A 20,773-nucleotide genomic window follows, 5' to 3' on the forward strand; every position below is an offset into this window, starting at 1 on the left:
GTTAGCCACCGTTGCTGGAGGCTTCGCCTCGGACGCAACGGCGGCTAACTCGCGGCCGGGCCGCTACCGCCGCTGCGCGGCGGGCCCTCCCTAAGGGTCGGGCGTGGGGGGTGGGAGTGCGTGCGGGCATGGCGGATCCGGGGCATGCCGGGCGTGGCCGGTTTTGAGGTCGGGCGCGATCTGCTCTGTCAGGTGGGTAGACCGAGTTCGTTCGTGCCGAGCGGGGCGAAGTAGGCGTCCACCTGGGCATCGGTGACGTCGGCGAGGGTGGCGGGCGACCAGTGCGGGGTGCGGTCCTTGTCGATCACCTGGGCGCGGATGCCTTCGGCCAGATCGTGGGTGCTCAGTGCGGCTACGGTGATCCGGAATTCGGTGTTCAGTGCACCGGCGAGGGTCAGGTCGCGGGCGTTGCGCAGTGCGCGCAGAGTCGCCTTCAGCGCGATCGGCGATTTGGATAGGAGGTCCTCGGCGGCCTTGGTCGCTTCGGGTGAATCGGCGGCGCGCAGGGCCTCGACGATCTGCTCGACGGTGTCGCCCGCGTAGCAGGTGTCGATCCAGTCGCGTTGGGCGTTGAGCTCGGATTCCGGTGCGGGCGTGGCGAATTGGGCGATCGCCTCGTCGGCGGGGGTGGTGCGTAGCGCGTCGAGGAGGGCGGGCAGGTCCGCCGACGGGACGAACGTGTCGGCGAAACCGGCGACGATCGCATCGCCCGCGCCCATTCGCGCGGTGGTGAGGGCCACGTGGGTGCCCAGTTCGCCGGGGGTGTGCGAGAGCAGGTAGGTGCCGCCGACGTCGGGTACGAAGCCGATGCCGCATTCGGGCATGCCGATCTGCGAGCGCTCGGTGACGATGCGGTGGCTGCCGTGCGCCGAGACGCCGACCCCGCCACCCATCACGATGCCGTCCATCACCGCCACATACGGCTTCGGGTAGCTGCCGATCAGGTCGTTGAGCAGGTATTCGTCGCGCCAGAACGCGGCAGCGGCGGTGTCGAGCGGTGCGGGCGCGTCGGGGCCGCCGTCGTTGATCGCCTTCGCGTCGCGGTGGATGGCCACGATGTCGCCGCCCGCGCACAGGCCACGCTCGCCCGCCCCGACGATCGCGACGGTACGGATCGCCGGATCGACAGCCCACGCACGCAGTTTCTCGGTGATCGCCAGGCTCATCGAGTGGTTGAGCGCGTTGATCGCGCGCGGCCGGTTCAACGTGATCAGCCCGAGCCCGTCGCGTACCTCGAACAGCACTTCCGCTTCACTCATGCTCGCCACGATAAAGTTGGATGTCCGAGTATCTGAAACCGTGGCACGCCGGATGTGACGCATTCCACGGCGCCCGATGTACGGCACAATCAAGACATGGGCAGCGACCACTTCGTGCGCATCACCCGGCTGCGCGCGCTGATCGACCACGAGAACACCGGTGCGGGCGAGCGCGCCACCGCGGAGCGGATGCTCGAACGGCTACTGCGAAAGACCGTGGACCACAACCCTTCCCACGCCGCCGCCGACCGCGTCTACGGCTCGCGCCACCATCGCGCGGGCAGGCACGCGACCACGGCCTCGATCGTGGAATTCGTCCGCGAGGACATCGCCTTCGCCCGCACTTTCGTCGCCAAGGGCGCCCCCGGCGAAGTCACCATCCACAGCCCCCTCGCCGCCGCTCCGCCCGAGCTGACCGTCGCCGTCACCACCCCCTTCGCCGACCAGATCGTCGTGACCATCACCGACATCCCCCCGTCCTGGGGCTGGGAATCCGACGAATTCGACCGCATCACCGCCACCGAGGACCTGCGCCGACTCGCCGACGAACTAGCCGACATCATCGACAGCTACAACCACGACGGCGCCGACGTAGGCCCCCGCTTCTTCCGCACCATCCGCGCCCAGGAAACCACCCTCATCCGCTGATCCGCCCCAACCACACCGCGCACCCCGGTCCCGCCATGACCGCACCCCAACCACACCGCACACCCCTGATCCGCCATGACCGCACTACCAGCCACCACCTGCGACCCATAGGGAGCAGCGGCCACGCAGTGGCCGGTCGCGGCCGGGTCGCCGGTTAGCCGCCGTTGCGAAGCGGCGCAGCCGCCAGCAACGGCGGCTAACCGGCGGCCCCTTGGGGCCGCGACTCGAGCGCGCCAGCGCTCCAATAAACACAGCTCAAACCTCAGGGACTACTCAAACCCCGAAGCTTTGCGATACCAAAACGCTTCGGACTACCAAACCCCTGACGCCCGCGACCGAGCAACCAAAACCACCAGCCCAACCGCAAGCACCACCGCACCAACCCCCAACACCACACTCGCAACAACCGGCCCGCCACCAGTGTGATCAGCCACCATCTGCACCACCGCAACCGCAACCCCCGCCGCCCCACCCAGCACCAACACCGCCTCCCGCCGAACCACATACAGCACGAAGCACAACACACCGATCAGCGCGGTGAGGCCAGGCCGCCACAGCGAATCCCCGTACGTCACCGACTGCGCCCCGAACACCGCGATCACCCCGCCGAGCACATATCCGGCCCATTCGGCCACCAGCAGGCGAGCGAGCCCGAACCACAGCACGCCGAACACCATCAGCGCGATCCCCTGCGACGGCGAGCCGGGCTCCTCCGAGGTCGCGCTGAGAATGCTCACCACCCCGAAACCCGCGACCGCGACCATCCCGAGCACGCTCGGTACCAGCAGATATCCGAGAACCGCCACGACCAGCCCCGTCACCGCCGCGTCGTAGGCACGCGCACCGGAGGACGTCGCCACCGCCCCGGTCGCCGCGACCGCCGACAACACCACCAGCACCCCTGCCAACCGCACCCGCCCCGCCGAGGCGATCGGCACCCGCCGGAACACCCCCGAACACCCACCGCCCAACACCACCGCACCCCACATCGCGCACCCGGCAACGACCACGAGCAACACCACCCGCCCCGACTGCGCCACCTGCGCCCACGCCTTGTCGACGAACAGTCCGAGACCAGCGGCCACCAGCCCGGCCCCCACATACGCCACGATCTCCGCGGCCACCCGCGCTCCGCTCGCGCGCCGGGCCCGATCCTGCTCGTCGACCGCCCGCAGCACCGCGCCCCGCTGCTCCCCGCTGATCACCCCGGACGCCACCAGCCGCTCCAGCGCCACCTCCACCCGATGCTCGCGAACCATTCGTCGAGTATGTCGAGCTGGGGCGACGATTCCGCCGAAATCCGAGCGGGGCGTTTCGCGGCGAAGTGACGGCGACCACACTAGAATTAGTTTGATGTCCTAGTATCGGGCGATCTACTAATTGGCGGAGGCAGTAATGAGCCTGCATGTTCCTGCGAATCCTGTGCGGTTCGTGACCTCGGCGGCCCTGTTCGACGGGCACGACGCGGCGATCAACATCATGCGGCGGATCCTGCAAGCCCAGGGCGCCGAGGTGATCCACCTCGGCCACAACCGGTCGGTGCGCGAGATCGTCGACGCGGTGGTCGAGGAGGACGTCCAGGGCGTCGCGGTCAGCTCGTATCAGGGCGGGCACATCGAGTTCTTCGAATACCTTGCCGAGGCTCTGCGCGAGGCGGGCGCGGGTGACGTGCGGATCTTCGGCGGGGGCGGCGGGGTGATCGTCGCCGAGGAGATCGAACGGCTCGCGGCCAGTGGCGTGCGGATCTTCTCGCCCGAGGACGGCCAGCGGCTCGGTTTGCCCGGCATGATCAACGAGCTGATCCAGCTGTGCGATGTCGACCCCGCCCGGCACGCTCCCGACCTAGAGGCTCTCTACACCGGTGATCGAAATGCCTTGGCGCGCACCATCACCTGCCTGCAGCAGGGCGCACTTCCCGAAGCCGATCGAGCCGCGATCCTGGCTGCGGCGAGCAAACGCCAAGTCCCCGTTCTCGGCATCACCGGCACGGGTGGCTCCGGAAAGTCCTCCCTCACCGATGAATTGGTGCGCCGGCTGCGCACCGACCAGCAGGACAAACTGCGTATCGCCGTCCTCGCGGTCGACCCGACCCGCAGGCGCGCGGGCGGCGCCCTGCTCGGTGATCGCATTCGAATGAACGCCCTCGACGGCGAGCACGTCTACTTCCGCTCCCTGGCGACCCGTGGCAATCACGAACTCCCCGACGATATCGACACCATGATCGCCGCCTGCCGCGCCGCCGGTCACGACCTCGTCATCCTCGAAACCCCCGGCATCGGCCAGGGCGACGCGGGCATCGTCGACCACGTCGATGTGGCGCTGTATGTGATGACGCCGGAGTTCGGCGCCGCGTCCCAGCTCGAGAAGATCGACATGCTCGACTACGCCGATGTCGTCGCGATCAACAAGTACGAGCGCCGTGGCGCGGCCGACGCGGTTCGCGATGTGGCGCGCCAATTGATCCGCAACCGTGCGGAATTCGGCGCGAGCCCCGCGGACATGCCGGTCTTCGGCACCAGCGCCGCGACTTTCGACGACGACGGCGTCACCGCGCTGTACCAACACCTGACAGGCCTGCTCACCGGGCACGGCCTCACCCTCGAACCCGGCGCGCTACCGCGCGTGGACACCAAGGTCTCCACCCGCTTCGCCCAGCTCGTCCCGCCGTCGCGGGTCCGCTACCTGGCCGATATCGCCGACACCGTCCGCGGCTATCACGCCGACACCCAGCGCGAAGTCGCTGCAGCCCAACGTATTCAACGTCTCGCTTTGGTCCACGAAGAACTCCCCGACGACACAGCGGTCACCGATCTGCTCGATCAGGCTCGGCCCACGCTCTCCACAGCCTCGACCACCGCGCTCGCCGAATGGCCGTCGGTCGCCGAGAGTTACCGAGGCGAGGAACAGGTCGTCCGCATCCGCGACCGCGAACTACGCACACCCCTGCGCCGCGAATCCCTCTCCGGCACAAGTATTCCCCGCGTCGCACTCCCCCGCTTCACCGACGACGGCGAACTCCTGCGCTTCCTGCGCGCCGAGAACCTCCCCGGCCGATTCCCGTTCACCGCAGGCGTTTTCCCCTTCAAACGCGAGAACGAGGACCCGGCGAGGATGTTCGCGGGCGAGGGCGATCCGGCCCGCACCAATCGCCGTTTCAAGGTCCTCAGTGCCCACGCCGAAGCCACCCGCCTGTCCACCGCGTTCGACTCGGTCACCCTCTACGGCCACGACCCCGCCGAGCGCCCCGACATCTACGGCAAGGTCGGCACCTCGGGTGTCTCGGTGGCCACCGTCGAGGACATGCGCACCCTGTTCGACGGTTTCGACCTCGGCGCCCCGACCACCTCGGTCTCGATGACCATCAACGGCCCCGCCCCGACCATCCTCGCGTTCTTCCTCAACACCGCCATCGACCAAGCGCTGCAACGCTTCTGCGAAGCCGAGGGCCGCGAGCCGTCCCCCGAGGAAGCCGCCGACATCCGGGCGCACACCCTCTCGACCGTGCGCGGCACCGTCCAAGCCGACATCCTCAAGGAGGACCAGGGCCAGAACACCTGCCTGTTCTCCACCGAATTCAGCCTGCGCATGATGGCCGACGTGCAGGAATGGTTCGTGCGCAACGACGTCCGCAATTTCTATTCGGTCTCGATTTCGGGATATCACATCGCGGAGGCGGGCGCGAACCCCATCAGCCAGCTCGCCTTCACCCTCGCCAACGGATTCACCTATGTGGAGACCTATCTCGCGCGCGGGCTGGCGATCGACGAATTCGCCCCGAATCTGTCCTTCTTCTTCTCCAACGGCATGGACCCCGAATACACGGTGATCGGCCGGGTGGCCCGGCGGATCTGGGCGATCGCCATGCGCGACCGTTACGGCGCCGGCGAACGCGCACAGAAACTCAAGTACCACGTGCAGACCTCAGGCCGTTCACTGCACGCACAGGAAATGCAGTTCAACGACATTCGCACCACCCTGCAGGCGCTGATCGCGGTCTACGACAATTGCAACAGCCTGCACACCAATGCTTTCGACGAGGCGGTGACCACCCCGACCGAGGATTCGGTGCGCCGCGCACTGGCGATTCAGCTCATCATCGCCAAGGAATGGGGACTGGCCGTCAACGAGAATCCGCTGCAGGGCAGTTTCATCGTCGACGAGCTCACCGACCTCGTCGAGGAGGCGGTGCTGCTGGAATTCGAGCGGATCAGCGAGCGCGGCGGAGTGCTCGGCGCCATGGAGACCGGCTACCAGCGCGGTCGCATCCAGGACGAGTCCATGCGTTATGAGCAGCGCAAACACGACGGATCGCTGCCGATCGTCGGGGTGAACACCTTCCGCGGCCGCGACGACGACACCGAGCACACGCCGCTGGAATTGGCCCGCGGCACCGAAACCGAACGGCGCTCCCAACTGGACCGGCTGCGCAGTTTCCAGACCGAGCACGCCGAACAATCCCATCGCGCGCTGGCCCGGCTCGCCGAGGTCGCCCATACCGACGTCAATATTTTCGATGTGCTCATGGACGCGGCACGGGTGTGCACTTTGCAGCAGGTCACCGATGCGTTCTTCGCGGTGGGCGGGCAGTACCGGCGCACGGTTTGAGCAACGTAATCCCTCGCTGCCGTGTGACAATCGCAAGGGAGCTCTGCCCGCGGCGGCGATGGGACGCACAGCATGGATCTGACCGATTTCGACATCATCGATGCCCATATTCACCAGTGGGATCCGCATGCCACGCCACGCGAGTTCAGCAAGCTCGCGAAACTGCTGCGCTATCTGCCGTTACCGGTCGATATCGCGGCAAAGCTGGCTCCGCGCGGTGATCGCGAATTCGTCGGCTCCCCCGACGCCTACCTGCGGCCTTATCTGCCTGCCGACTACCGCGAAGATCTGGGAAACACGCGGGTGGAATCGGTCGTGGAAATCGAGGTGCAATGGGCGGGCTGGAAGCCCGACGAGACGCGCTGGGTGGCGAGCCTGCCGTTCGGTGTCGACACCCCCGCCCTGGCCTCGATCATCGGCTCGGCCGACCCCGCCGCCGCGGACTTCGGCGCGGTGCTCGATGCGCATCAATCCGCGTCGCCGCTGTTCCATGGCATCCGGACGATGGTCGCCCACCACCCCGACCGGGGCGTGAAGTCCTTCGCCACCCATGACGGCGCACTCACCGCCCCGGCCTTCCTGAACGGCTTCGGGCGACTCGCCGAGCGTGGACTCTCGTTCGAAGCGTGGGTGTATTCGGGCCAGCTCCCCGAGGTGACGGCGCTGGCCGAACGGTTCCCCGAGGTGCCGATCGTGCTCGACCATCTCGGCACCCCGGCGGGCATCTTCGGGCCGGTCGGCAAGGACACCGGACACACCGCCAGGCAGCGGGACGCGCTGTTGCACCGCTGGCGCGACGATCTCACCGACCTGGCCGCGCAGCCGAACGTGGTGGCCAAGGCGAGTGGGCTGATGATGCCCGTGCTCGGGCATCCGATACCGACACGCGGCACGGTGACGCCCGTTCCGACGCTGCTCGGGCGGGTGGGTCCGCTGCTGGCGCACGCGATGGCGGTTTTCGGTGCCGACCGGCTGATCTGGGGGTCGAACTTCCCGGTCGACAAGCCGATCACGAGCCTCAGCGGGGCCGTCGAGACGGTGTCCACCGGGCTGAGCGACGCGGGTGCGAGCGCCGATGACCTGCGGAAGGTGTTCGGCGGCAATGCCGTCCGGTTCTATCGGATCGAACCGAACTCGTGAATGCGCATATCTGTCGGTGCGCGGGTTTAGCATCGGCGCATGAAAGCAATCGGCACGTTCGAGGTCACCGCGTTCGATCCCACCGAGCTGACGCCGCAGCCGCCCATCGTCACCGGGATGCCCGTCGGCATCTCGACGATGACCAAGGCCTATGCGGGTGAGATCGAAGGGCTCTCGGCCACGCTGTTCACCGCCGCCTTCGACATGAGCACCGGCGCGGGCACCTATCTCGCGATGGAGTCGTTCGAGGGTGCGCTCAACGGCAAGGCTGGTGCGTTCAACTTCGTCCACTCCGCCACCACCAGTGGCACCGACCGCACCGACGAGTTCTTCCATATCGTCCCCGGCAGCGGCACCGGCGAACTGGCAGGCATCACCGGGGCGGGTGCGCTGTATGTGGATGCCGAAGGGGGACACCACATCTGGTTCGAATACGAGCTGGGCTGAACGACACTGCGACCTCGCAGCACCGGCGCAGGCCGCAGATCGAGCCACTCGCACGATGTCGGCCCAGCGCTGGGCGAGTCATCCCGACTGCGGCTCCCCGCGAGACTCAGTCGTCGAATTCGGCATAGAGCGAGCGTAATTCGCGGAGGCCAGTCGCCGCGGTCGGTTCGTCCTCTGCCGACATCCGTAGAGCGCGACGCAGTGGAATCGCGTCGAGATCGTCGATGACGGCGTGGAATTCGATGCGGGGCAGCTCGGGCAGGACCAATTGGTCGCCGTAGGGGTCGTCGGAATCGGCGGTGCGCGCGGACTTCTCGACGCCGCCGATGAGGGTGTCGAGGTCGAGGCCGCGCAGGGTGAGGATCTCGCTCGGCTGTTCGTCGAGGCGCTCGGCGAGCAGGTAGCAGACCGCGGCGACGTGCTTGCAGGGCCAACCCATGTCCGGGCAGCTGCAGGTGAAGTCGAGTTCCGAGGCCGTGGTCGGCAACAGGTGTGGGCCGAGCGCGGGCGGGAGTGCACCCGAGGCGATCTCGGCGAGCATGCCGGGCGCTTCGCGGATCTCGGCGAGCAACAGCTCGATTTCCTCGTCGCGTAACGGTCGGATCGACAGCACCGAGGTGAACGGGCTGGGCTGACTGCCCTGCACCTCTGCGGTTACCGCGCCGCGTTCGATCCGGTAGTTCACTACCTGCCCGACCCTGGCATAGGTGCGTCCGCGCGAAAGCCTGCCCGCGTCGGCCACCTTCTCCACCGCGTCGAGCAGCGACTTGCCCCACCAAGTCCGGCCGAAACCACCGCGAGCCTGGGCGCCACCGCGCACCGGTTTACGCGGGCCGAACTGACTGAAGTCGGTCATCAGTCGCCCACCGCCTCTGCACCGAGGGTGAACAGCTCGCGCAGTTCGTCGGTCCTCATCTCGGTGATCCAGTTCTCTCCCGCACCGACGGCCAGATCCGCCAAAGCCTTTTTCCCGTTGATCATTTCGTCGATCCGCTCCTCGATGGTGTCGACGCACACCAGCTTGCGGACCTGCACCGCGCGCTGCTGGCCGATCCGGAACGCGCGGTCGGTGGCCTGGTTCTCCACCGCCGGATTCCACCAACGGTCCAGGTGGATCACATGATTGGCGGCGGTGAGGTTGAGGCCGGTGCCGCCCGCCTTGAGTGAGAGCAGCATCAGTGGCGGGCCGTTCTCGCCCTGGAAACCGGTCACCATGTCGTCACGTTTCTGCTTGGTGACGCCGCCGTGCAGGAACGGGATGGAGGTGCCGAACCGTTCGGTGAGATACGGCAGGATCAGGTCGCCGAATTCGCGGAACTGGGTGAAGAGCAGGGCTTTCTCGCCGTCGGCGATGACCGAGTCGAGCACGTCCTCGACCAGCGCCAGCTTGCCGGAGCGGTGGCCGCCGCGCCGCATGATCGGCGAACCGTCACCGAGGTAGTGCGCGGGGTGGTTGCAGACCTGCTTGAGCCGGGTCAGCGCGCCGAGCACAGCGCCCTTGCGCGCCATGCCTTTCGCGTCTTTGAGTTTCTCCAGCATGTCGTCGACGACGGCCTGGTAGAGGGCGGCCTGTTCCACGGTGAGGTTCGCCCGCACCGTCATCTCCAGCTTTTCGGGCAGGTCGCTGATCACCGTCGGATCGGTTTTGAGCCTGCGCAGCACGAACGGGTCGGTGATCAGGCGCAGCCGGTCGATGGCTTGCTGGTCGCGTTCGCGTTCGATCGGCACCGCGAACTTGGCGCGGAACGATTGGGGGCTGCCGAGGAGTTTGGGCATGGCGAAGTCGAACAGGGCACGCAGTTCTTCCAGGCGGTTCTCCACCGGAGTTCCGGTGAGCGCCAAGCGATGTCGCGCTTTCAACGCCCGTGCGGCCCGCGCCTGTCTGGTCACCGCGTTCTTGATGTGTTGCGCTTCGTCGAGGACGATTCGGTCCCACCGCTGTTCGTTCAGCAGGGTGATGTCGCGGGCGAGCAGCGCGTAGGTGGTGATCACCAGATCCGAATCGGCCACCGCCGCAGCGAAATCCGCGCCGGTGAGACGGCCTGGACCGTGGTGCACGAGCACGCGAAGATCAGGCGCGAACCGTTGTGTCTCGCGCTGCCAGTTGCCCACCACCGACATCGGGCAGACCAGCAGAGTAGGTCCGAGTTCGCCGACCAGGTCCGCCTCACGCTCATGAACCAAGAGCGCCAGGACCTGCACGGTCTTTCCCAGACCCATATCGTCGGCCAGGATCGCGCCGCAGTTGAGCCTGCTCATCGTGGCCAGCCAGCTCAGACCCCGTTCCTGATACGGGCGGAGCTGGGCTTTCAGGCCGACCGGAACCGGAACGGGCTCGGGTTCGCTTTCCCTGGCGAACAGTTCGGCTGCCCACCCCTCGGCGGTGACCTCGGTGACCGGGACATTGTCGACCCGCTCGGCGGCGAGTTCGCCGATCATGTCGGCCAGGGTGATCGGGCTGTCGTCGGCATGCTGGGCGACGTAGCGGGCGGCCGCCGCCAAGGCGCGGTGATCGGCCTGCACCCATTCGCCGCGCAACTGGACCAGATCCGATTTACTGCTGATCAGCCGTTCCATCTCGGCCTGGCTGAGCACCAGGTCACCGAGCGCCAATTCCCAACGGTAGGACAGCAATCCACTGAGCCCGACCGTGGATTCGGCAGCGGCCGGGCTGCTCACCCGCAATCGCATGCTCGGTTCGGCGATGTTCCAGGCGCGCGGGAGCAGCAGACGAATCCCGGCTTCTTGCAAGGCGTGCGCGCCGTGGGCGACCAGGTCGGCGACGACTTCGGTCGGCAGCAGCAGGTCGAGGCCGCGCGGGTCGGTGGGGAGATCGCGCAGTCGCGGATAGGCCTTGCGTGCCTGGCCGAGCTTTTCCGCCGCGGTGCGCACGAGCACCGGATCATCCTCGAACACCACGGGTTTCGGTGCGTCGTCGACGGGACGCAGACACACCTGCAGGCGCCACAGCGCGACCGATTCGTCGACGGAACCGAACTCACCATCGGGTTCGCACAGGCGCAGCACCAGTTCGGGCTCGTCGGCGGCGTAGCCCTCCCGCCACTGGCTCAGCGTTTCGGACAGGCGGTAGGAGCCGACGTCCAAGGGGGTGTCGTCGACCAATGCGGCCAGTAGCGGGTGGGTCTGTGGTTGTTGCGTGAGGTATTCGCGGGCGATCGGGTCGGTGAGATGGGTGCACAGGTCTTCCAGCACCGCGGCGGGCGAACCGGCGACCCGCAGCGCGGGCGGCATCGCGGTGGCCAGTTCGGCAAGCCATGCCCGCTGACGTTGACCGCCGACCAGCCGCCAGCGCACCCACCACTGACCGTCGGCCCGCTCGATCTGCGGCACCACCCGGCCTGCCCGCACCCATCGTTCGATACCGCGCGCGACGTGCGCGAGGAACCGCAGGTCACCGGAGATGTGCTCGCGCGGGAGTCGACTGCGCAGCACGACGGCCGCCGTCGGTGGCGCGAGCGCGTGCGCGCGAACCTCGGCGGTCTCCGACTGTCCCGCGGCATCGACAACGAGCACCTGGGCGCGGTGGCGGAACCGGGCGCGTTCCAAGATGTCGCCGAGCACCGACCCCACGGCGACCGGCTCGCCGTCGTGCCACAGCAGTAGGCCCGATTCGGGGGACCACAGACCGTGCAGCATGGGTTCCATCCAAGCAGGCGGCACCGACACCGATCACGACCGCCTTCGCTCTGGATTTCTCGCCGCAACGAGAACATACTGAGATAATCCCAGGTCACGGGCCGGAACACCCACCGGCGACAACTCCATATCTCACCCACCCCTGAAATTCGTGCGGAGGGCAGCGATGACAATTCTGCTCCAGGTACTCGAGCAGAGCTACACCCCCAACACCCCTTGGGAACGACGCAAATTCACCTTCATCGACACCACGAAAATCCTCGGCATGCGCCTGGACGGTCAAGCAGGCGTCTGGCTCGACCTGTCGCGGCCGGGTGAATCCCAGCGCCTGGCCCACACCATCGACCCGCGGGAATCCATCACCTTCCTGCTCACCGTCTTCGCCAAGATCGCCGAATGCGAGGACCGCGGCGGCTCCTGGTTGATCGGCCACGACGGCACCCACGTCTCCTCGATCGCCGCGACGCGCTTCCCACCCCGCGCCGCGGACCTGGAGGCCGAGGACCTGCTGGCTAGAGCTTGGTTATGAGCGGCGCGACAGCCGGCCGCTGACCCGGCTTGCAGCCGACGACGGGCCCGTCGTTCGCATCGAGCGCTGCTTGCCGCAGGGCGCTAGTTGTCGGTGCCATCGGCTACAACATGCGGGTATGGGGAAACCTGCGTGGTTGCTCGTGCTGATGTTCATGGTTGCCGGGTGCGGGGTGATCGGGCTGGACGAGCCGGTCGTCCCCGCACCGGGCAGTCCCACGCGCGCCGAGGTCACCGCCCTGCTCGACCAAGTGCGCGTCATCGACGCGCGCCCGCGCCCCGGCGGCTACGAACGTGGCTGCAAAACGGGCCAGGCCTGCGTCTTCGGCCCCGCTTGGACCGACGATTCCGACGCCCCCGGCAGCCACGACGGCTGCGACACCCGCAACAACGTCCTTGCCATGCAGTTGCGCGAGGTCGTGCACCGCGGCCGCTGCGTGGTCGTCGAGGGAACCCTCACCGACCCCTACACCGCCACCGACATCCCCTTCACGAAATCCGACGCAGGCCGAATCCAAATCGACCACGTCTACCCCCTGGCCGCCGCCTGGGACATGGGCGCCGCCACCTGGACCCCTGACAAACGCCGCCGCTTCGCCAACGACCTGTCGGTGAACCTCCTCGCCACCGGCGCCACCACCAACCAATCCAAGGGCGACGACACCCCCGCCGAATGGCTTCCACCTGCCCGCCCGAACCACTGCTTCTATGCCGCCAAGTACCTCACGGTCGCGGTCGCCTACGACCTGCCGATCACCGTCGCAGACAACGCTGCCCTCCACGAGATCGCCCGCGGGTGCCCGTGAGCCTGGGTGTGCCCGCGGCGGTGCTGCGGCGGGTCCGCGGCGGGTCTGCCGCACCACCGACGCGGTCGTTGACGGACTCACGGCCAGCGCCTACTCCCGGTGGCGACGGCCCGCTTCGGGTCGTTCGACCACTGCGAATACGAACCCGGGTAGAGGGCGGCGTCGATGCCCGCGACGGCGAGGGCCGCGATCTGGTGGGCCGCGGTGACGCCGGAGCCGCAGTACACCGCGACCGGGCCGTCACCGCATTCCGCGAACCGGGCACGTAGTTCCTCGGCGCTGCGGAAATGTCCTGTGCCGTCGAGGTTTTCAGCGGTCGGTGCGCTGACCGCGCCGGGGATGTGGCCGGGGCGCGGGTCGATCGGTTCGACTTCACCGCGGTAGCGCTCGCCTGCCCGCGCGTCGAGCAGCACGCCCGGCCATTTCGCGGCGGCGTCGGCATCGATCACCGGCAGGCCGCCGGGGCGCACCACCAGGTCACCGCCGGTCGGGTCCGGTTCTTCGCCGGTCGCGAGGGCTCCACCGGCCGCGATCCACGCGGGCAGGCCACCGTCGAGGATGCGGACGTCGGCCACACCTGCCCAGCGCAGCAGCCACCATGCCCGTGCGGCTGCCATCGCACCGGTCGCGTCGTACACCACCACCGGTTCGCCGTCGCCCAATCCCCAACTGCGCGCGCACTTCTCGAAGGTGCCCGGGTCGGGCAACGGGTGTCGACCACGGGCAGGCGAGGGCGCGGCAGCCAGCTCGGTCTCCAGATCGACGAACACCGCGCCCGGAACGTGGCCGTCGAGATAATGCTGCGGACCGTTCGGGTCACCCAGCGCCCACCGCACATCGAGTAGGTGAATCTTCTTGTCCGCCAGCTCTTTCCGAAGATCAGCCGCAGAGATCAACACCGCACCCATAACCATTCCTCCCAGCCCCCGACGTGGCCGAACCGTTCCCGACACCCTACGCACACGTTCCGAATCCGGGCACCCGACAGCGCGAGCGACTACGCCGTCGGGTCGAGGCCGCACCACGACTGCCCGACAGTCACAGCGCATCGCCCCTCGATCCGTCCCGACCCCGACACGCTCGACAAGCCTGCGCGGTGCAACTTCCCCCACCCGCCAGCACCGCCCTGCCCGCGCGGCGGCACGAATGCGAGGCGGGTAAGGAGTATCAGCGTGGTCGAAGTCGCGAACCGCGCAGGCCGGTCATGATGACTGGACCGGAGATAGACCCGCGTGAATCAGTCCACTTTCGCGGGACTGGCGGGCGACAACCGCGATGTGGTCGGGCAATATCGGCACAATGTCGCAGGTCTCCACCCCCTCCCCTGATGTCGCCGACACACCGGCGGGCATCGCACAGCCGCTCGGCGCGGGCGCGATCACCGCACTGGTCGGCTTCACGAGTTCGTTCGCGGTGGTGCTGAGCGGGTTGCGCGCGGTGGGCGCGAGTCCGGCGCAGGCGGCTTCGGGCCTGCTGGTGCTGTGCTTCACGCAGGGCATCGGCATTCTGCTGCTGAGTTTCCGGTACCGGATCCCGATCACCCTGGCCTGGTCGACGCCCGGCGCCGCCCTGCTCGCGAGCACCGGACTGGTCGTCGGCGGCTGGCCCGGCGCGGTCGCGGCCTTCGCGGTGACCGGGGTGCTGATCGTGATCACCGGACTGTGGCAGCGACTCGGTTCGCTGGTCGCCGCCATTCCCGTCCCGATCGCGCAGGCGATGCTGGCCGGGGTGCTCGTCCCGCTGTGCTTGGCCCCGGTGCAGGCGCTGCGCACCTCGCCCGCCGTGGTCGTCCCGGTCATCGTGGTGTGGCTGGTACTGCAACGGTTCGCGCCCAAGTGGGCGGTGCTCGTCGCCTTCGCCACGGCGGCCGTCGGTACCGGTATCGACATCGTCGTCAACGACCGGCACCTGGCGCTGTCCGAGATGGTTCCGACCGTGGAACTGACTGTCCCCCAGTGGCATTGGCAGGCGATCATCGGTATCGCGATCCCGCTCTACATCGTCACCATGGCCTCTCAGAACATCCCGGGCGTCGCGGTGATGCGCTCGTTCGACTACCAGGTTCCGTGGCGTCCCGCCATGCTCGTCACCGGCATCGGCACCATCCTCGGCGCGCCGGCGGGCGGCCACGCGATCAACCTCGCCGCCATCAGCGCCGCCCTCGCCGCCGCCCCCGCCGCCAGCCCCGACCCCAAACGCCGCTGGATCGCCGCGGCCACCGCGGGCGGCACCTACCTCATCCTCGGCCTGGCATCAGCCGCCCTGGTAACCCTGATCGCCGCGGCACCGGCAGGCACCATCGAAACCGTCGCGGGCCTGGCGCTACTCGCCACCCTCGCCGCTGCCCTCACCGGCGCCCTCAGCGACCCCACCCACCGCATGGCAGCCCTGGTCACCTTCCTGGTAGCCGCCTCCGGCACCACCCTCTTCGGCATCGGCGGCGCCTTCTGGGCACTGGTCGCGGGCCTGCTCGTCCGCCGCATCCTCCCCACCACATAAATCAATCGGCGCTGCAGCACAGCATCACCGAAGACGAGATTCGCGCGGTGATCTCGTACCCAGCCTTGTGATACGCAGTGAAGTCTCGGCGGTTTCCAGATGCCGAGGTGTACATGTTCATCGGACACATCGATCATGAACCGTGGCTCGAAGTCGCGGCGGAAGCCGTGGATCATTCCAGGTGGGAGGTATTTCACGCAATGATCCTCACACCGAGGGTGGCAACCGAGGTCCGCGTGACATCGGCGGGCATCATCCTGCCCACGATCACCGGCCAACGTCCGGTCAAGCAGTAGGCACAACAGAGAGGTTCAGCGATGACAAAACGAAGCGCTGATGAGTACGCGGAGCTAGCTGCCGATTTCGAGCGCGGTGATTACGCCGTCGTCGGTCCGATCGAGGTCGGGCCTGGCCTGGCCTTGGGACGCCCTGCGGGCACCGAACGGCGAGGAAACAGTCCAGTTCGGACAGTTCGGCTCCCCACCGAACTCGACCAGCAACTGGCCGCCTATGCCGCCGAGACCGAGACGACCCCCAGCGACGTTCTGCGCCGCGCAGTAGTGGAGTACCTGGCCAGGCATCAGCTGAGTGCATGATCGAACGCCCCTACTGCGGACCGGCGAGTCGGTCCAGGAGGGGCCCGGTGCGGGGGCCGACGAGTTCGCGCATGACCAGGGCCATGTTGGTGCGTTCCACGCCGGGGATCTTCAGGATTCGGCCCGCGATGCGGTAGAGGTCGTCGGCGTCGCGGGCGACTATGCGAACGGTGAGGTCGGTGGCGCCGGTCATGCCGCAGACCTCGGTGACCTCGGGGACGTCGGCCAGGTCGTCGACGACGGCGTCCAGGCGGTGCTGGTCGACAACCACCGCGACGAACGCCGCCAGGGGGTAGCCGAGGGCGCGGGGTTCGACCCGGCGTTCGAAACTGCCGAGTACGCCGCCGCTGTCCCAGCGGGCCAGCCGCGCCTGCACCGTATTGCGCGACAGGCCGAGGCGTGCCGCGAGTTCCACTCCGGTCGCGCGGGGATTCGCGATCAACTCGCGCAGCAGTCGGGCGTCGGTGGCGTCGAGTGTCACGTCGGGTTCGCGACTGGTCATACAACGCAGTATGACAGCGTACGACCCCCGTGGACCAGGCATTCTGCTCATATACGCGTGTACCGCTTGCGCACCCCGCGTTATCGTGGATGCTGAGTGATACACATCGCACTCAGCGAAAGTGGCGTACCTGCATCGGCCCACAAGGCGCGGTAGCGAGGAGGCGATCACGATGTCGCAGAAGCAGACCTACCCGGTCCAACTGATTCAACCCGACGGCCGTCGGGTGTTCGACAAAGAACACGGCGCGTTGGTCGCCGACATCGATGCCGAACGGTTACGGCAGCTGTACCGGGACCTGGTGGTCACCCGCCGGATCGACGTCGAAGCCACCGCCTTGCAACGCCAGGGCCAGCTCGGATTGTGGCCGCCGCTGCTGGGTCAGGAAGCCGCGCAGGTCGGCTCGGCGCACGCGCTGCACCCCGACGACTACGCCTTCTGTTCCTACCGCGAAACCGCCGTCGCCTACTGCCGCGGCGTCCCACCCGAGCAGCTCACCGCCCTGTGGCGCGGCGTCGCCCACCACTGCTGGGATCCCGACGAGGTCAATATGACCAACGCCAATATCGTCGTCGGCTCCCAGGGCCTGCACGCCACCGGCTACGCCTACGCGGCCCATCTCGACGGCGCCGACATCGCCACCATCGCCTATTTCGGTGACGGTGCGACGAGCCAGGGCGATATCGCCGAGGCGTTCGGCTTCGCCGCGGCGTGGAGCGCGCCGGTGGTGTTCTTCTGCCAGAACAATCAGTGGGCGATCAGCGAACCGGTCTCCGTGCAGAGCCATATCCCCCTGGTGCGCCGGGCCGACGGTTACGGAATTCCGGGCGTGCAGGTCGACGGCAACGATGTCCTCGCCGTCCTGGCCGTCACCCGCCAGGCGATCGAACGTGCGCGCACCGGCGGCGGCCCCACTTTCATCGAAGCCTTGACCTACCGGATGGGCCCGCACACCACCGCCGACGACCCCACCCGCTACCGCACCGCCGCCGATACCGAGTACTGGGGACAGCGCGACCCCATCGAACGCGTGCGTTTACTCCTCGATCGCGAGGGCGACCTCTCCCCCGAGTTCATCGAGCAGGTCACCGCCGAGGCCGACGACGTCGCCCGCCGCCTGCGCACCGCGACGATCGAGATGCCCGACCCCGCCCCGGAATCGATGTTCGACAACGTCTACGCGACCGAGCACCCACTGATGACCGAGCAGCGCCAACAGCTCTCGGCCTACCTCGCCGAAGGAGCGCCGTCATGATCACCACCTTCGCCGCCGCCCTCAACACCGGCTTGCGCAACGCGATGGAGGACGACGCCAAGGTCGTTCTCCTCGGCGAGGACATCGGCAAGCTCGGTGGTGTGTTCCGGGTGACCGACACCCTGCAGAAAGATTTCGGCGACAACCGCGTCATCGACACGCCCCTGGCCGAATCCGGCATCGTCGGAACAGCTTTCGGCATGGCGCTACGTGGGTATCGGCCAGTGGTGGAGATCCAGTTCGACGGTTTCGTCTATCCGGCCTTCGACCAGATCGTTTCCCAGGTCGCCAAGATCCACAATCGCACCGGCGGAAAAGCTAAGGCCCCGTTGACGATCCGCATTCCGTTCGGCGGTGGTATCGGTGCGGTCGAACATCATTCCGAATCACCGGAGGTGTATTTCGCGCACACCGCGGGGCTGCGCGTTGTATCACCGAGCACGCCCGCCGACGCGTATTCGATGATTCGCCAGGCCATCTCACTGGACGACCCGGTTATTTTCTTCGAACCGAAACGTCGCTATTGGGACAAAGCCGACGTAGATTTCGAAGGCGAACCGGATCTGCCACTGCACAAGGCCAGGGTCTGCACCCGCGGCGCCGATGTCACCGTCGTCGCCTACGGCGGCACCGTCGCCACCGCGCTCACTGCGGCGAAAATCGCTGCGGAGGAAGGACATTCGCTCGAAGTGATCGACCTGCGCAGTCTCTCCCCGCTCGACGTCGACACGATCGCCGAATCGGTGGACAAGACCGGCAGGCTGGTCGTCGTGCACGAGGCGCCCGTGTTCGCCGGGCTCGGCGCCGAGATCGCCGCCCGCGTCACCGAACGCTGCTTCTATCACCTCGAGGCGCCGGTGCTGCGCGTCGGTGGCTACGACATCCCCTACCCCCCGGCTAAGCTCGAAAAGCACCATCTGCCCGACCCCGACCGCATTCTGGCGGCGGTCGACCGCTGTCTAGCCGCGTGATGAAAGGTGCTCTTGTGCCGGAACCAGCCGCCACCGACGACGGTCATGTTCTCGAGTTCCGCCTCCCCGACCTGGGTGAGGGCTTGGCCGACGGCGACCTGGTGTCGTGGGCGGTCGCGGTCGGCGACACGGTGGAACTGAACCAGACCATCGCCGAGGTGGAAACCGCGAAGGCGGTGGTCGCGCTGCCCTCACCGTTCTCGGGGGTGGTGGTCGAACTGCTGGCACAGCCCGGCGACACTGTGCCGGTCGGGGCACCGCTGATCCGGGTGCGCAACGACCTGGAGGTGGCCGCACCGCCGACCGCGGAGCCACGCACGAACGTGCTGGTCGGCTACGGTCCCGAGGCCGAATCCACTTCGCGGAGAAAGAAACCGGTGCCGTCGATGGCATCGAGTACGCCGAGTACGCATCGCGCCGCCGCGACTCCCGCGGCGCGAAAGCTGGCCAAGGAACTCGGTATCGACCTGTGGTTCGTCGCCGGTTCGGGGCCGGAGGGCGCGGTCACCGTCGAAGACGTGCGTTCGGCCGTGCCCGTGACCCAGCCGCGCACCCTCGCCCGCCTCGGTGACATCGCGCCGACACCGTCGAACGGTCACGCCACCGACGCCGACGGCCTCATCGAGCCGACCGCCCGCGAGGAACGCACGCCCATCTCGGGCATCCGCAAACGCACCGCCGCCGCGATGGCCGCCAGTTCGCGCACGATTCCGCAGGCCAGCACCTTCGTCACCGTCGACTGCACCGCCTCGATGGAGCTGCTCGACCACTTGCGCACCACCAAATCCTTCGATGGCCTGACCCTCACACCCTTGGCCCTGGTTGCGAAAGCGACGTTGGCCGCGATCGCGGAATATCCGGGAATCAATACCGCCTGGGACGAGCAGAATCAGGAGATCGTCACCAAGCACTATGTGAATCTGGGGATCGCGGTCGCCTCGGATCGCGGGCTGGTGGTGCCCAATCTCAAAGAGGCACAGGCGCTCAGCCTGCGCGAACTGTGCCGGGAGATCAGCTGGGCGGCCGACACGGCTCGCTCCGGCAATGCCACGCCCAATGACCTGCGTGGTGGAACTTTCACCATCACCAATGTCGGGGTCTTCGGCGTGGATTCCGGTGTCCCGCTGGTGAATCCGAGCGAAGCCGCGATCCTGTGTATCGGCTCGATCCGCAAGCGCCCCTGGGTTTTCCGTGACGAGCTGGCCGTCCGCTGGGTCACCACCCTCGGCCTCAGCTTCGACCACCGCATGGTCGACGGCGAACTCGGCGCCCGCTTCCTCGCCACCACCGCCGGTTTCCTCGAGGACCCACTGACACTGCTCAGTCGCATTTGAGCGGGTGTCGGGGGTCGGCCGGGCCGGTGCGCGGTCGACTGCGCACCGCGCGAACTATGTAGGCGGGTGTATCCGAGAAACGGGGGGCGTAATGGGGTATCCGTATGGGCCGCAACAGGGTCAGGGCTATCCGCCTGTCGGTCAGCAGGGATACGACCCGCACGGCGGCCATGGTGCGCCCCCGCATGCCACACCAGGATCCGGTGTTCCCGGCTTCGGCTGTCCCGCCGTCGATGCTCCAGGCATCGGCGGCCAAGGGTACGGATATGGCACCCCTGCGCCCGGCATACCCAGCTACGGCGCTCCCGGGCACAACAGACCTGGCCACGGCGCTCCAGCCCAAGGCTCGCCGGTTTACGGCACGCCCGGCTACAACGCTCCGCAGAGACCGGCCAGCGGCAGCACAGGAATTCTCGCAGCCGTTCTGCTGGCGCTGATCTCTGTGGTCAGCAATTATCAGCGGTTTTAAACCTGCCGGGTGATATATCCGACCCGCAACGCCAACGAAACACGGTGCTCACTCGCG

17 protein-coding genes are annotated in these 20,773 nt (G+C 67.6%); 11 read left to right on the top strand and 6 right to left on the bottom strand.

Features of this window, described 5'->3' with window-relative positions; genetic code table 11:
* Nucleotides 1–188: 188 nt before the first annotated feature.
* On the bottom strand, nucleotides 189–1,259 hold the full coding sequence (locus ACFWUP_RS20510) for an enoyl-CoA hydratase/isomerase family protein (RefSeq protein ID WP_379236547.1): 1,071 nt from the start codon (nucleotides 1,257–1,259) through the stop codon (nucleotides 189–191).
* Nucleotides 1,260–1,355: 96 nt separating this feature from the next.
* On the opposite strand from ACFWUP_RS20510, the gene ACFWUP_RS20515 reads away from it, so the two are divergent.
* A complete protein-coding gene (locus ACFWUP_RS20515; protein WP_379236549.1) occupies nucleotides 1,356–1,907 on the top strand; it encodes a hypothetical protein in 552 nt (183 codons plus the stop codon).
* 311 nt (nucleotides 1,908–2,218) lie between these two features.
* On the opposite strand, the gene ACFWUP_RS20520 is transcribed toward ACFWUP_RS20515, so the two are convergent.
* A complete protein-coding gene (locus tag ACFWUP_RS20520; RefSeq protein WP_379236551.1) occupies nucleotides 2,219–3,166 on the bottom strand; it encodes a DUF2157 domain-containing protein in 948 nt (315 codons plus the stop codon).
* A gap of 136 nt (nucleotides 3,167–3,302) precedes the next feature.
* Between ACFWUP_RS20520 and icmF the strand changes: the two genes are divergently transcribed.
* From icmF to ACFWUP_RS20535, 3 genes are all read left to right on the top strand, one after another.
* Nucleotides 3,303–6,512, top strand: coding sequence for a fused isobutyryl-CoA mutase/GTPase IcmF (icmF, locus tag ACFWUP_RS20525; RefSeq protein ID WP_379236553.1), 3,210 nt, complete (start codon nucleotides 3,303–3,305; stop codon nucleotides 6,510–6,512).
* A 72-nt stretch (nucleotides 6,513–6,584) separates the two neighbouring features.
* Entirely contained in the window at nucleotides 6,585–7,652 is a 1,068-nt protein-coding gene (locus ACFWUP_RS20530; protein ID WP_379236555.1) for an amidohydrolase family protein, read from the top strand.
* A gap of 39 nt (nucleotides 7,653–7,691) precedes the next feature.
* The gene (locus tag ACFWUP_RS20535; protein ID WP_379236557.1) at nucleotides 7,692–8,099 is read left to right on the top strand and encodes a DUF3224 domain-containing protein; all 408 of its coding nucleotides are present in this window, start codon (nucleotides 7,692–7,694) and stop codon (nucleotides 8,097–8,099) included.
* A gap of 106 nt (nucleotides 8,100–8,205) precedes the next feature.
* Here the strand turns inward: ACFWUP_RS20535 and ACFWUP_RS20540 are convergent, their stop codons facing one another.
* Together ACFWUP_RS20540 and ACFWUP_RS20545 are read right to left on the bottom strand one after the other, a co-directional pair.
* On the bottom strand, nucleotides 8,206–8,955 hold the full coding sequence (locus ACFWUP_RS20540; protein WP_379236559.1) for an SWIM zinc finger family protein: 750 nt from the start codon (nucleotides 8,953–8,955) through the stop codon (nucleotides 8,206–8,208).
* Complete coding sequence (locus tag ACFWUP_RS20545; protein WP_379236561.1) at nucleotides 8,955–11,756, bottom strand: DEAD/DEAH box helicase; 2,802 nt, start codon at nucleotides 11,754–11,756, stop codon at nucleotides 8,955–8,957. Before ACFWUP_RS20545 ends, ACFWUP_RS20540 begins: the two co-directional genes overlap by 1 nt.
* Nucleotides 11,757–11,922: 166 nt before the next feature.
* Here ACFWUP_RS20545 and ACFWUP_RS20550 point away from each other — a divergent pair, with 166 nt between their 5' ends.
* A complete protein-coding gene (locus tag ACFWUP_RS20550; protein WP_379236563.1) occupies nucleotides 11,923–12,285 on the top strand; it encodes a hypothetical protein in 363 nt (120 codons plus the stop codon).
* A gap of 118 nt (nucleotides 12,286–12,403) precedes the next feature.
* Nucleotides 12,404–13,090 carry an HNH endonuclease family protein gene (locus ACFWUP_RS20555; protein ID WP_379236565.1) on the top strand — a complete coding sequence of 229 codons (687 nt, stop codon included), beginning with the start codon at nucleotides 12,404–12,406 and terminating at the stop codon, nucleotides 13,088–13,090.
* A gap of 77 nt (nucleotides 13,091–13,167) precedes the next feature.
* Here ACFWUP_RS20555 and ACFWUP_RS20560 read toward each other — a convergent pair whose 3' ends face one another.
* The gene (locus ACFWUP_RS20560) at nucleotides 13,168–13,998 is read right to left on the bottom strand and encodes a sulfurtransferase (RefSeq protein WP_379236567.1); all 831 of its coding nucleotides are present in this window, start codon (nucleotides 13,996–13,998) and stop codon (nucleotides 13,168–13,170) included.
* A gap of 391 nt (nucleotides 13,999–14,389) precedes the next feature.
* Between ACFWUP_RS20560 and ACFWUP_RS20565 the strand changes: the two genes are divergently transcribed.
* Both ACFWUP_RS20565 and ACFWUP_RS20570 read left to right on the top strand, forming a co-directional pair.
* Nucleotides 14,390–15,589 (top strand): benzoate/H(+) symporter BenE family transporter, encoded by a 1,200-nt coding sequence (locus ACFWUP_RS20565; protein WP_379236569.1) that lies wholly within the window; start codon nucleotides 14,390–14,392, stop codon nucleotides 15,587–15,589.
* 317 nt (nucleotides 15,590–15,906) lie between these two features.
* Entirely contained in the window at nucleotides 15,907–16,185 is a 279-nt protein-coding gene (locus ACFWUP_RS20570) for a CopG family ribbon-helix-helix protein (protein WP_379236571.1), read from the top strand.
* Nucleotides 16,186–16,195: 10 nt separating this feature from the next.
* On the opposite strand, the gene ACFWUP_RS20575 is transcribed toward ACFWUP_RS20570, so the two are convergent.
* Nucleotides 16,196–16,687 (bottom strand): Lrp/AsnC family transcriptional regulator, encoded by a 492-nt coding sequence (locus ACFWUP_RS20575; RefSeq protein ID WP_379236573.1) that lies wholly within the window; start codon nucleotides 16,685–16,687, stop codon nucleotides 16,196–16,198.
* A 172-nt stretch (nucleotides 16,688–16,859) separates the two neighbouring features.
* Here ACFWUP_RS20575 and pdhA point away from each other — a divergent pair, with 172 nt between their 5' ends.
* The 3 genes from pdhA to ACFWUP_RS20590 are packed head-to-tail and all read left to right on the top strand — an operon-like array spanning nucleotide 16,860 to nucleotide 20,247.
* Nucleotides 16,860–17,942 carry a pyruvate dehydrogenase (acetyl-transferring) E1 component subunit alpha gene (gene pdhA / locus ACFWUP_RS20580; protein WP_379236575.1) on the top strand — a complete coding sequence of 361 codons (1,083 nt, stop codon included), beginning with the start codon at nucleotides 16,860–16,862 and terminating at the stop codon, nucleotides 17,940–17,942.
* Nucleotides 17,939–18,913: an alpha-ketoacid dehydrogenase subunit beta gene (locus ACFWUP_RS20585; protein ID WP_379236577.1), complete on the top strand. Its 975-nt coding sequence runs from the start codon at nucleotides 17,939–17,941 to the stop codon at nucleotides 18,911–18,913. The genes pdhA and ACFWUP_RS20585 overlap by 4 nt, the downstream gene beginning before the upstream one ends.
* Nucleotides 18,913–20,247, top strand: a complete 1,335-nt coding sequence (locus ACFWUP_RS20590) for a dihydrolipoamide acetyltransferase family protein (protein ID WP_379236766.1) — start codon at nucleotides 18,913–18,915, stop codon at nucleotides 20,245–20,247. The genes ACFWUP_RS20585 and ACFWUP_RS20590 overlap by 1 nt, the downstream gene beginning before the upstream one ends.
* Nucleotides 20,248–20,773 lie beyond the last annotated feature (526 nt).

It is taken from the genome of Nocardia sp. NPDC058658 (genome assembly GCF_042716665.1).
Taxonomy (GTDB): Bacteria; Actinomycetota; Actinomycetes; order Mycobacteriales; family Mycobacteriaceae; genus Nocardia.